The sequence below is a fragment of the Pseudomonas sp. DE0010 genome (genome assembly GCF_007680745.1).
GTDB lineage: Bacteria > Pseudomonadota > Gammaproteobacteria > Pseudomonadales > Pseudomonadaceae > Aquipseudomonas > Aquipseudomonas parafulva_B.
The window spans coordinates 241,328-253,347 of the sequence record NZ_VEJQ01000004.1 but is presented as its reverse complement, the minus strand read 5'-3'; the positions used below and the strand labels follow the sequence as shown (position 1 = coordinate 253,347).

General features: G+C 63.3%; 11 protein-coding genes. 1 reads left to right on the top strand and 10 read right to left on the bottom strand.

Translation table 11 applies throughout. The features are described from left to right. Window positions 1-303: 303 nt before the first annotated feature. The gene (locus FS767_RS05260) at window positions 304-528 is read right to left on the bottom strand and encodes a DUF3820 family protein (RefSeq protein WP_058605846.1); all 225 of its coding nucleotides are present in this window, start codon (window positions 526-528) and stop codon (window positions 304-306) included. 191 nt (window positions 529-719) lie between these two features. Between FS767_RS05260 and FS767_RS05255 the strand changes: the two genes are divergently transcribed. After that, complete coding sequence (locus FS767_RS05255; RefSeq protein ID WP_023534674.1) at window positions 720-1,196, top strand: PA2169 family four-helix-bundle protein; 477 nt, start codon at window positions 720-722, stop codon at window positions 1,194-1,196. Here the strand turns inward: FS767_RS05255 and FS767_RS05250 are convergent. From FS767_RS05250 to FS767_RS05210, 9 genes are all read right to left on the bottom strand, one after another. Next, window positions 1,193-2,689 carry a diguanylate cyclase domain-containing protein gene (locus tag FS767_RS05250; RefSeq protein ID WP_144964461.1) on the bottom strand — a complete coding sequence of 499 codons (1,497 nt, stop codon included), beginning with the start codon at window positions 2,687-2,689 and terminating at the stop codon, window positions 1,193-1,195. The two genes, FS767_RS05255 and FS767_RS05250, sit on opposite strands and share 4 nt — an antisense overlap. A 137-nt stretch (window positions 2,690-2,826) precedes the next feature. Further along, window positions 2,827-4,161, bottom strand: coding sequence for an OprD family porin (locus tag FS767_RS05245; protein WP_144964460.1), 1,335 nt, complete (start codon window positions 4,159-4,161; stop codon window positions 2,827-2,829). Window positions 4,162-4,356: 195 nt separating this feature from the next. Beyond that, window positions 4,357-4,581, bottom strand: coding sequence for a hypothetical protein (locus tag FS767_RS05240; protein ID WP_144964459.1), 225 nt, complete (start codon window positions 4,579-4,581; stop codon window positions 4,357-4,359). A 520-nt stretch (window positions 4,582-5,101) separates the two neighbouring features. Next, a complete protein-coding gene (locus FS767_RS05235) occupies window positions 5,102-5,836 on the bottom strand; it encodes a YkgJ family cysteine cluster protein (RefSeq protein ID WP_144964458.1) in 735 nt (244 codons plus the stop codon). Then, a complete protein-coding gene (locus tag FS767_RS05230; RefSeq protein WP_144964457.1) occupies window positions 5,833-6,144 on the bottom strand; it encodes a hypothetical protein in 312 nt (103 codons plus the stop codon). Before FS767_RS05230 ends, FS767_RS05235 begins: the two co-directional genes overlap by 4 nt. 83 nt (window positions 6,145-6,227) lie before the next feature. Beyond that, complete coding sequence (locus FS767_RS05225; RefSeq protein WP_144964456.1) at window positions 6,228-7,127, bottom strand: chemotaxis protein; 900 nt, start codon at window positions 7,125-7,127, stop codon at window positions 6,228-6,230. 72 nt (window positions 7,128-7,199) lie between these two features. Next, the gene (locus FS767_RS05220; protein WP_023534727.1) at window positions 7,200-8,384 is read right to left on the bottom strand and encodes an HlyD family type I secretion periplasmic adaptor subunit; all 1,185 of its coding nucleotides are present in this window, start codon (window positions 8,382-8,384) and stop codon (window positions 7,200-7,202) included. Beyond that, complete coding sequence (locus FS767_RS05215; protein ID WP_144964455.1) at window positions 8,381-10,549, bottom strand: type I secretion system permease/ATPase; 2,169 nt, start codon at window positions 10,547-10,549, stop codon at window positions 8,381-8,383. The genes FS767_RS05220 and FS767_RS05215 overlap by 4 nt, the downstream gene beginning before the upstream one ends. Continuing rightward, window positions 10,546-11,982, bottom strand: coding sequence for a TolC family outer membrane protein (locus FS767_RS05210; protein ID WP_144964454.1), 1,437 nt, complete (start codon window positions 11,980-11,982; stop codon window positions 10,546-10,548). Before FS767_RS05210 ends, FS767_RS05215 begins: the two co-directional genes overlap by 4 nt. Window positions 11,983-12,020 lie beyond the last annotated feature (38 nt).

The window sequence follows — 12,020 nt, the reverse complement described above, 5'->3', positions numbered from 1 at the left end:
CTGCTGACAGTCAGAATCGGCTTTAGCGTCCCACCACCCCTTCAAGTTTAACCATACAAGCGGCCTTGCGCCGCGATAGGCCGCGTAGCGGCCCAGGCAATATGAGCTGCGAAGCTGAAATCTGGGGGCCGCTACGCGGCCCATCGCGGCACAAGGCCGCTTCCCACACTGACCGCGTGACGCCTGAGTGCCTGGCTCACACAACTTTGTGGGAGGGGCCTTGTGCCGCGATGGGTTGCGAAGCAGTCCAATATTTCAGCCCCATACAGTGCCGTTCAACGAGGGCACGGTCGGCGAACCCGCTCAACACCCATGCTTGCGCCGCAATGGCACCAGCAGGTCACTCAGACCGTTATGGTCGACTTCATGCATCAAGGCCAGCAACTCCCCCAGCTCCCCTGTAGGAAAGCCCTTGCGCGCAAACCACGCCAGGTAATCGCCCGGCAGGTCGGCAATGATCCGACCTTGGTATTTGCCAAACGGCATACTGCGAGTCACCAACAGTTCGAGACGTTCCGGGTTGAACATTTTCGCGCTCGTCCAAAAGACGCTCACCATACTGCAAACTGCACGACCAATCGAAGCGGATCATGCATAACGCGACGTATGTCAATTTGCCGTTATCTTTTAACCTGTTGATTTATAAGTAGTTATTTTTTTTCATAAGCTGGCACGAAGGCTGCTCCTGTCTACTCATCAACCCTCAAGGAGTTTGAGTCATGAGCGATACCAACAAAGACGTGATCGATATTCTCAACGACCTGATCGAATACAGCAAAGACGGCCAGAAAGGCTTTCTGAAATCGGCAGAAGACGTTAAGAATCCAAGCCTCAAAGCCTTCTTGACCGAGCGCGCCGCTGGTTGTGGCCAAGCTGTTTCGGAGCTTCAGGCCGAGGTCCGTCACTTGGGCGGTGACCCGGAGACGTCCACCAGCTTCACCGGTGACCTGCACCGTGCCTGGATCGAAATCAAGACAGCCTTCACCAGTCACGATGATGAAGCGGTGATGAACGAGACCGAGCGTGGCCAGGATTATGCCCTCAAGGCATACCGTGAAGCGCGTGAAAAGCTCACCAAACTCAACGTTCCTGCTGCTGCCAACAGCCTGGTGCTGGTTGATCGTCAGCTGCAAGGCGTGCAGAAAAACCACGATGAAGTAAAAGCGCTGCGTGACAAGGTCCGCGCCCAGTCCTAAGTGACCGGGCCTTCTACCCGGTTGCGGCCCTTGGCCTTGGCCCGGTAGAGCGCTTCATCCGCACCACCCAGCATGGCTGCAAGGCCCTGCTGGGTGTTTGCGTTGAGGCTGCCAATGCCGATGCTCACCGTGACCGGCTGGGTATCGTCGCCGAAAGGAGCGAGTCGCTCGACGCTGCGGCATATTCGTTCTGCCAGCGTCCGTGCTCCTTCCACGTCGGTTTCTGGCAGCACCACCTGAAATTCCTCCCCGCCATACCGAGCGGCCAGATCGGCCGGTCGACGGATGCAGGCTTCGATGGCCTTGGCCACCTCGCGCAGTGCGTGATCACCGCCCGCATGGCCGTGGCGCTGATTGAACGCCTTGAAATGATCCACATCCACCATCAGCACCGTCAGTGGCTGGCGGGTACGCTGGGCACGTGCCCATTCATGGCGCAGCACCTGGTCCAGGTGCCGGCGATTGGCCAGGCCGGTCAGGCTGTCGGTCGCGGCCAAGGTCGCCAGGCGCTGTTCAGCCTGGTAGCGCCGACGCAGCTCCCGGCCGAGCAACCAGGTCAACCAGATGATCCCTGCACACAGCAGCCCGGTGGCGACGCTGACCAGCAGCGCCGTGCGGCGCCAGGACGCGAACACCTCGTCGGTGGCATGCACCACCAGCACGATCAGCGGCAGGTCGCCCACCCGGGCAAAGGTATACATGTGCTCGCTGTTATCCCCGGCTGAGGCCGCGACGAAGCTGCCACTTTGTTGCCCGAGTATTCGCTGGAAATTAGGCTTGCCGGCGTACTGGCTGCCCACAGATGGGTCGGACGGGCCCATGGGTTGGCGGGCCAGTAGCTGGCCTTCGACGTTGAACAGGTTCACGCTGCTGTTGGCGCCGATATCCAGGCGTTTGAACAGATCGGTGACATAGCCAAGGCGCAGTGCGCCAGCCGCAATCCCGGCGAAATTACCGTTCGGGTCGGTGATGCGCCGGCTGAAGCTGATGCACCAGTCCAGGTCGCCCAACCGGGCCTTGAACGGCGGCCCCACCAGCAGGGCGGTGTTTGGGTTGTGAAGGTGGGTCTGGAATACGCCCGTGTCCCGGAAGTTGGCCTTGCGCGGTACGCTGCTGGTCGAATCACCTACCACGTCACCATTGCTGTTTAGCCACAGTACATCCCCGCGTTTGCGGTCGGCGAAGGCGTCATCGAACAGCAGCCGTTGGCGCAGGGGGCCGGGTACCGAGGGCAGCTCCTTGCGGCCTACCGCCCAGATCAACCCTTGAAGGGCCTGATCATAAAGCTCGACATTGCGCAGGATGTCACTTTCGATCAATTGCACGATGTTGTTGGCCGAGCGTACGGCCGATTGCTCCACGCTCTCACGCTCGCGCATCAGCAAGTAGCTGACGATGGCCACGATAGCGAGCACGGCCAGGCAACTGCCCAGCACGAGAGCCAGTTCAGGGTGCGACCGGGAAGAGGCGAGGCGTAACGGTGAGGTAGGCATGGTCGCGACTGCTGGGGGCCATTTGCGGCGGCGACATTCTAGGCAAGTGGTGATTGTCGGACAAGTTCGCCCGACGGAATCACCGTGCGGCAGGGATCACTCTGCCGCGCGGATTAGCCAGTGTCTGCACCAGGCTGTCAGAACACGTTCAGGGGGTAGTCGACGATGACGCGCACTTCGTCGTTGTTGCTGTTGCCGTCGATTGAGGCGTAGCCTTGGCCGCCGCGGTGCGTGGCGTAACGGACCAGCACCGAGAGGTCTTTGAGGTCGCCTTCCTGGAACACGTACTTGATGTCCAGGTCGCGTTCCCAGTGCTGGGCCTGCTTGCCCTCAGCCCGGTAGTAGTCGTAATGGCTGTTGTCCTGGGCGGCCTTGGTCAGGTCGGCCTTGCCCCGCGAGTACGACAGCGATGCGCTCAGGCCAGGCAGGTCGAGACCGGCGAAGTCATACCCGTACTGAAGTTTCCAGGACCGCTCGTTCGGCGCGTTGAAATCCGAATACATGCGCGAGTTGTCCAGGTAGACGCTGTCTCCGAGGTTGATGTAGTCGAACGGCGTATCGCCGTTAACCCGCTGATAGGCGGCGGTCACGGTATGAGCGCCTGCATTGAGGGTCAGGTGCAGGCTGTAGGTGTTGTTGTCGATGCTGCCCAGCAAGGCCCGGCCTGTGTCTTGCGTATGGTAGAAGTGGGCGCCAGGGTTGAGGCTGACCTGCTCGTTGACCACATAGGTGTAGTCGAAGTCGGCGTAGTACTGGTTCCAGATGTCCTTCAGTTCAGCCGCATACACGCTGGTCGTGATGTTGGGTGTACCGCTCCAGGCTGCGCCCGCCCAGCTCAGGTGCTTGCTCTTGCCGCGCTCATCCAGTGAGCCGTAGTAGGTGTCGATACGGCGATGGCCGCTTTGGTTGTAGGGCTTGGTGAAACTGACCTTGCCACCCTCAAGCAGCAGCCCTTCGACGCTGGTGTTGGTCAGGCTGATACCCCGGAACGTCTGCGGCAGCATGCGGGTTTCGCCACCGGCGATCACGGGGTTGGTCAAAAACAGGTCACCGGCCTTGAACTCGGTGTCCAGCGCCTTGAGCTTGAGCGCCGCGCCTGCGGTGGAAAACGAATGCGGGGCTGCCCCCAGTTCACCGTCGCTGTTCACATGGGTCGGCAGGATGCTGGTGCCTGCATGACCACCACCACCGTCGAGCTTCACCCCCAGCATGGCGTGCGCGTCCAGACCGAAACCGACAGTGCCTGGTGTGTAACCGGATTCGAAGCGCGCCACTGCCCCTTGACCCCATTCCCGCGTATCGCGTGCACCGTGATTGTGGGTATCGCGGTTGAAATAAGCATTGCGCAGGTGCAGGTTCAACGACGATCCCTCGACGAAACCCTCGGCGTTGTCATCGGTGGCCTGAGCCGTGACGGGAATACTTGCACTGAGCGCAATGAAAAGCGGGGTGAAGCGAAACGCGAAAGACACCGGTATAGACTCCTTGATCGGTAGGCGGGGCAGTGCTTGTTATAAGGGATGGTCATGCTTGGCGCATGACAAAACTGCCAGGAAAAAACACAGCGCATACGAAAAAAAGCCGCTGATAGGGCAGCGGCTTTTAGAGGCTAACATATTGAAACAGATGAATCCCATGGCGCCTGTTGAACGCGCCGAGGCGTAGGCTCAGCTGTCGGCGTCGGTATCGACAACCGCTTTGGACGCTGTCTGTGGCGAGCCTTTGACGGTGTCGGCATGCTGTGTGGCCACTGTTTCACGGGCGTCCTGATGGGCCGCCGCAAACTCGGCGTTGCGGGCCACGAATGCAGGCGACTCTTCGGCCATGGCCAGGGGGGACAACAACAGGGACGACAGGACGAACACGCTGGCAATACCCATACTGTTGGACATTTCTAACTACCTTCTTGCGGTGCAAGTGCTAATGAGGACAGGGGTAAAGTTAGTCGTGTGGAGGCAGTGTAAACAGAGCGAAGTTGGATAAGCACTGTTGCGTAAAAGGTAAGTATCGGGGCTGGAATGGCGGGGATTTTCTTTGAAATGCCCGGTTTAGAGCCTTTTAGGGAAATAGTGAGAGCCGAGGTTCAGAGTGGGCATTAGGGTGCACCACCTTCAGACGTTTGCCGGACGTGGTCGGAGCGCACGCTTGCCTTGGCCAGAACGGCCACGAAGGTGGCGGCTTCAGGTACTCAGCTTCGCAGCTCACATTGCCGGGGCCGCTGCGCGGCCCATCGCGGCCGGTCCGGCGCCCCGGCGAGGCCGCTCCCACCTTGTCACTTGTGGGCTGTGCGAGGCGGTGCAAGACAGTTGCCACAACGCCCGGCGAGCCAGAAACTCAGCATTCACACGATCAATGTGTGCGGCCTTGCCGGGGCGCCGGACCGGCCGCGAAGGGCCGCAAAGCGGCCCGCCCCTAGAACCCGATAAACGCGTAATAAACCGGTGGCTGGTCGGTCACCTGCACCCCAACCGCCTGTAACTGTGCCTGCAATGCCGCATCCTCGACATGCAGAGCCCAAGAACACCAGGTGTCCTGAGGCTGATCTGCAAGAGCTGTGGCAAACGCCTGCATGTCAGGCAAGTAAGCAGTAAAGCCGTTGCCTTTAAGCGCGCTAGTCGTCATGCCCAGTGCATGGCAGACCGCCACCTTGGCCGCGATGTCCTCCCTGTCTGCCTGCCGAGAGGCCTGCACCAACGCCCGCAACTGGGCATCGACCAATTGCGTGCCGTGGATCAGCTCAGGCCCCTGTTGCCAGGCCTCAGGCGGGCAATCCTTGCTCTCGGGCCGCAAGGGGATGTGCGGGTTGATTTCAACCGGATAGATCCTGCACACCAGTGGGCGCTGGTCGTAAATGGCGCACAGGTCGTTGTCGTCCAGATAGCGGCAGCGGCCAGGGTTGAAGGCTGCGAAGGTTACCGACACCCGGATCTGGCCGTCGGCACTGGGCACGGCGTGAGAGCGCAACAGCACATGTTCGCGTTGCTCAGGAGGCATGCCAGGGCCGTCGACGATGAATGCCTCTATCAGCACGATCACCTGCCCGCCGTCGCGGGCCCAGCGCTGCGACTCGACCAGGGTCAGGGGCACATGGTGGCCGCTGCAGCACTTGCCGCAGCCGGTGCAGGCGAAACGCAGGCTATCGCTCACTTGGTTTGCGGGCTCCATTCACTTACATACGCCCGCTGCTGCTTGCGGTCATACAAGCACAACTCGGTACCGGTACGCTGCTTCATGTGCTTTTGCGGGTACACGCCTTCGACCAGCAGTGCGCTCATGCCGGTCTGATCGTCGAACTCGGCGGGCTTGCCGCGAGCATGGGCGTTCTTGAACTGGCTGGCAGCCAGGCAGGCCTTGAGCATTTGCTGGCGGTGCTCGTTCCAGGCCTGGCTACTGGAGGCTTGGACGAGGCCACTGAACAGGGCGCAACTGATCAGGATGAGGCTGATACGTTTCATGCGTGGCTTCCTGCTGGTTGCGAGAGGGTCTGGAAGTATGCCCCAGTCAGTCCGAGGGGCAAACCCGCAGCCGTACTGGCAGGTCAGCGCTCAGCGAAGACCACGGCCCGCGCCGCCACCACCAGGCAGTTGGTCAACTCGGGGGACGAGAACTTGGTCAAGATGGCGTTGGCCCCGGCCTGGGTCGCCTTTTCGCTGCTCATGGCGCTGTCCAGCGAGGTGTGCAGCAGCACGTACACGTGCTGAAAATCGGGGCTCTCGCGCAGGCTGCGGGTGAAGGCATAGCCGTCCATCTCGCTCATCTCGATGTCCGAGACGATGACATTGATCTCCTGCGCCGTGCCTTGCAGCTCCAGCAGAATGCCGATGGCGTCCTTGGCACTGCGGGCGGTACGGCACTCGATCCCCAGGTTGCGCAGGGTATGCACCGACTGTTGCAGGGCGACGTTGCTGTCGTCGACCACCAGGATGTTGGCGGCGGCCAGCAGGCTGGCGTCCTCGACGCTCAGGCCACTGGCGGGCGATTCGACGGGTGCCGGGGCGATGCCGTGAATGACCTTCTCGATGTCGAGCACCTGCACCAAGGTGTTGTCCACACGGGTGACGCCGGTGATGAACGACTGTTTGCCCGCACCGTAAGGCGGGGGTTTGATGTCGGTGCTCAAGCAGTGCACGATGCGGCTGACCGCCTGCACGTGCAGGCCCTGGCGCGAGCGGCTGATCTCGGTGACGATCAAACACCCTCCGTTGGGGTCGGCCAGCGGTCGCTCGCCGATGGCGCGGGACAGGTCGATGACCGACAGCGGGTGCCCGCGCAAGGTCGCTACGCCTTTGACATGGGGGTGGGACTCGGGAAGCTTGGTCAGCGCCGGGCACGGAATGATTTCGCTGACCTTGAGCAGGTTGATTGCCATCAGCTTGCCGCTGCGCAGGGTGAACAACAGCAGGGACAACGCGTCCGCGCGGGCATTTTGCTTGGCCATGGTGACCTTCGATGGGGAACAGGGGATAACAGGTTATCGGCCTGTTCCGTCAAGGCTTTAGGGGCGCCTGCGCTAACGTTCGCGCAAGGCTTCCTTGGCCCGGTTCAGGGGTTTGATGAGGTAGTCGAGTATGGTCTTCTCCCCGGTGCGAATATCCACCGTGGCGATCATCCCCGGTACGATCGCAAACTGCTTGCCGGCCTTGTTCTGCAGGCTGTCCTGTTCGGTACGAATGAACACCCGGTAATAATAGATTTCAGGTTTGACCTCGTCCTGCAGGGTATCCGGCGAAATCCCCACCACCTTGCCGTCCAGGCCGCCATACACCGAGTAGTCGTAGGCGCTGATCTTCACTTTCGCGGCCTGGTCGGGGTGAATGAAGGCAATGTCCCGTGGCGCGATGCGGGTTTCGATCAGCAGGCGTTCATCCATCGGCACGATCTTCATCACCTGGCCGCCGGGCTGCACCACACCGCCCAGGGTGTTGACTTCGATGTCCTTGACGATACCTCGCACAGGCGAGCGCAGGGTCAGGCGCGTCAATGAGTCGCTGCGGCCACGAATCACCTCCGACAGGCTGTCGGCCTCGGCACTGGCCTTGGCCAGCTCTTCCCTGGCTCGCACCAGGTACTCCGAGCGCGCCTCGGTGGCCTTGAGCTCCAGTTCCGAGCGTTGACGGTTCAGGCGGATGACCTCGACGCGGCTGGAGGCGCCCATCTTCGCCAGGTTTTCGGTGATCTTGAGCTCGCTGCGCACCAGCCGCAGCGAGTCCTCGATACCGGCCAATGTCTGCTCAAGGCCACGGCGGCGGGTGGTGTACAGCGCCGTCTCCGCCTCGATCAGCTCGGGCGACTCGCGCAGGCTGGCCGGGAATTTCAGCGGCTTGCCCGTGACCTCTGCCTGCAGCCGCGCCTGGCTGGCCTTGGCCGCGCGGTACTTGGCTTCGCTTTCGCCCACGCTCGATGACGTCTTGGTCGGGTCGAGCTGGGCCAGCACCTGGCCGCGCTCGACAAGGTCACCTTCGGCCACGCTCATCTGCGCGACGATGCCTCCTTCGAACGACTGGATGACCTGCTCGCGGGAGCTGGGGATGACCTTGCCCGTGCCGGTGGACACCTCGGTCACCTCGAACCAGGCAGCCCAAGCCAGGAATGCCGCCAGCATCACCGCGCACAGGGTGATCAGGCGCCCGGCCCGGAACACCGCCTGGTCATCCTGACCATCGAGGTAAGAGGCGGGAAGTTCATGGTTGCTCATGCCTGCGCTCCTTGCAGTTTGGCCAATGCGGCGTCGCGCGCGTCGTCGATCACGATACGGCCGCCGTCGAGCACCAGGATGCGGTCCACCCGCTGCAGCACGCTCAACCGGTGGGTGGCGATCACCAGGGTTCGGCCCTGGCAGAAGCGGTCCAGGTTATCCAGCAACCGGCGCTCGGTAATGTCATCGAGCGAAGCAGTAGGTTCGTCCAGCAGCAGCACCTGCGGCTGGCGCACCAGCAACCGCGACAGCACCAGGGCCTGGCGCTGCCCACCGGATAGGCCCAGGCCGCCTTCGAGGATCAGGTGATCCATGCCTTTGGGCAGGCGACGCACGAAATCCAGCGCACCGGTGGCCGACAGCGCCGCCACCAGCTCCTGATCGCTGGCCTGGCCGGCGCCCAGGGTCAGGTTCTCGCGCAGGGTGCCGTGGAACAGCCTGGCGTACTGGGCCAGCAAACCCACGTCACGGCGCAGGTCGGCCGGGTCCAGGTGCGCCATGGCGATACCGTCCAGGCTCACCTCGCCCTGCATCAGGTCCATGCTGCCGGCCAGCGCCTGCAGCAACGTCGACTTGCCAGCGCCGTTGCGGCCGAGCACGGCAATGCGCTCGCCCGGACGAATGTCCAGCTGCGCGATGTTGAGCACAGGCGGCGCTTCTTCGCTGTAGCGGAAGGTGGCCTGGCGCAAGCGGTATTCACCGCGCAGGGCAGGCATGTGCACCCGTGCCTCGCCTTCAGGATGGTCCACTGGCGATTGCATCAGCTTGTCCAGCCCTTGCAGGGCCACCTTGGCCTGCTGCCATCGGGTCAGGACATGGGTCAGTTGGGCCAGCGGCGCCATCATGCGCGAGGCCAGCATGGAGGCGGCCACCAGGCTGCCGGTGGTCAGGTCGCCGGCGATCACCATGGGCGCACCGATCACGATGACCACGGCGAACACGGCCCCTTGCACATTCTGCGTCCAGGCCACCAGCCCGTTGGTGAGGGTGCGCAGGCGCAGGTTGGTGTGGGCGCAGGCGGCGTTGTACTGGTTCCATTGCCGCTCGAAACGCGCTTCGGCTTGCAGGGCCTTGATCTCGTCCAGGCCTTGGATGCTCTCGACCAGCATGGCGTTGCGCAACGAGGACTCGCGCATCGAGGCATTGGCCAACCGTGCCAGGCGCCGCTGCGCGAGTAAGCCCGGCACCACCATCGCCACCAGGGCTACGATCGGCACGAACACCAGCACGCCGCCGATCAGCCAGAACACGAACAGGAACAGCAGGAAGAAGGGCAGGTCGGCCAGTGCCGTCGCGGTGCTGGAGGTGATCAGGTCGCGGATGGACTCCAGCTCGCGCAACTGCGAAATGAACGAGCCGGTGGACTTGGGCCGCACCGAGTTGCGCAGGCGCAGGGCGTGGCCGTAGACCAGGTCGCTGACGCGCAAGTCGGCCCGCTTGCCCAACAGGTCGGTGACCTTGAGCCGTAGCAGGCGCATGCTGAAGTCGAACACCAGCGCCAGCACCACGCCACCAAACAGCACATACAAGGTTGGCAGCGATTCGGCCGGAATCACGCGGTCGTAGACCTGCATCGAGAACAGCACCCCGGCCAGCGCCAGTACGTTGGCGACCAGCGAGGCGATCATCACTTGCCCGTACGGGCGCAGGTCGCGCAGCACGATGCGGGCGAACCAGTGACGGTCGTACGGGGCGGTGTAGTCATCGGTGCGCACATCGCGCAGTGGCCGTGCAGGGCGCAGCAGTGCAACGCGGGTGATCCTGCCTTGCAGCGCATCGCGGGGCAGGCGCGATGTCAGCCCCTGATCGCCTGCGAAGACCACCGCCAGGTCATCCTCCTGGGTCACCGACTCGACCACGGCCAATTGGCCGTCATCAAGCTCCAGCACCAGCGGCGTGCGCCATTGCCGCAAGCCTTTTGCGTCGAAACGCACGAAGCGCAAGGCCAGGCCGGCTTGGCGCGCCATGTGGCGCAGGATTTCGTCCAGGGGCCGGGCATCCTCATCGGCGGCCAGGCGGATGCGCTGGGGGGACACGTCCAGACGATAATGATGCGCGACCTGCAGCATCACCTCCAGCCAAGGGCCGAGGTCAGCCCGCGCGCTGGTGGCAGGTGCCGGGGTGTGGGCCTGTTCGGGCAGTGTCACATTGACCGGATCGCTCATGGCTGAATCTCCACACCTTGCAGGTTACGCCCCTCGAGGCCGAAGGCCGCCCGCAGGGCGCCCGTGTTGTAGAGGCAGTCCACGTCCAGGCGCAGCAGGTCGGAACGGGTGCCGGCCAGTTCGAAGCGCGACTGGTAGATTTCCTGCTCGGCATTGAGCAAGTCGAGCAGGGGGCGCGTGCCCAGGTCCAGGTACTGGCGGCCGTAAAGCATCCGCGCTTCCTGAATGCTGTCCTGACGGGCCTCGAGCGAGCTCAGGCGGCGGCCCAGCCCCGCTGTTTGCGCGGTGGCCTCGGCCAGGCCGCGGCGGGCCTGCAGGCGCGCGGCATCCTCGGCCGAATCGGCGGCCGTCAGGGCATAGCCCGCCGCGCGACTGCGGGCACTGATGGAGCCGCCCTGGTAGATCGGCACCTCCACGTTGAGGTAGATACCGGCCTGGGTACGGTCCAGGCGTGAGTTGTCACGGTTGTAGTCATTGTCCAGGTAGTGGTTGACCTGGGGCTGCAACGACACGGTAGGGTAGGCCTCGGCCTTGGCCTGGGCCAGTTCGGCCTGGCCCTGGGCACGTTGGGCAAGCGCCATCAGTACCGCTGGCAGGCGCTCGTCGCCCTGGCTCGGCCGCTTGCAGGCCTGGGCCAGTTCCCGAGGCGTTCGTTCGTCCAGGGAGACCGGCGTGGCGCGTCCGAGCAAGGCCGCCAGGGTCGAGCGCCAGCGCTCGTATTGGGCACTGTATTCTTCCAGCACGGCGCGGGCGCTTTGTACCCGCGATTCGGCCTGGACCACGTCGGAGCGGGTGCTGGCGCCCATGTCACTGCGCTGGCGGGCCATGTTGGCAATGTCGCCCACCCCGCGGATCTGGTCACGGGCAATGCCGATCAGCTGCTCATAGCGGCGCGTTTCGATCCAGGCGTAGGCCGTGTCGCGGGCCAGGTCATCGACCACCAGCAGGATATTGGCCTGGGCCCGGGCGGCTGCGGCCTGGGCAGCGCTGACCGCATGATCGACCTTGCCGAAGTCGTACAGCATCTGCTTGAGCGACAGGTTGATGGCCTGGCTGCTGCGGTCACCGCCGTAGCCGGTGTCATAACCGGTACGCAGGCCGCCGGAAATCTGCGGGTAATAACCTGCGCGGGCGACATTGATACCTTCGCCTTGCTTGTACAGGTTGCCGATGGCCTCGGCGATGCTCGGGTGCCATTGCGCGGCTTGCAACACGGCCTCGGACAGCCCCAAGGGCTGTGCGCCGGCGACCGGGGCCATGCCCACGGCGGGCCTTGCCGGTACCGCGTCAGGCGCGTCCCTGAGCAGGGACGGCCCGATCTGGCGTAATGCAGGGTCTATGTCATCGGCGGCCTGGGCCACCGGTTGAAAATTCAAGGCCAGGAGCCCGAAGGCTCCCAGCAACCACGGTGACAGCGTACTGCTTGGCTTCACAGAGTGTCCTTACTGCTGGTCATCGTCCTTGCCGCCGG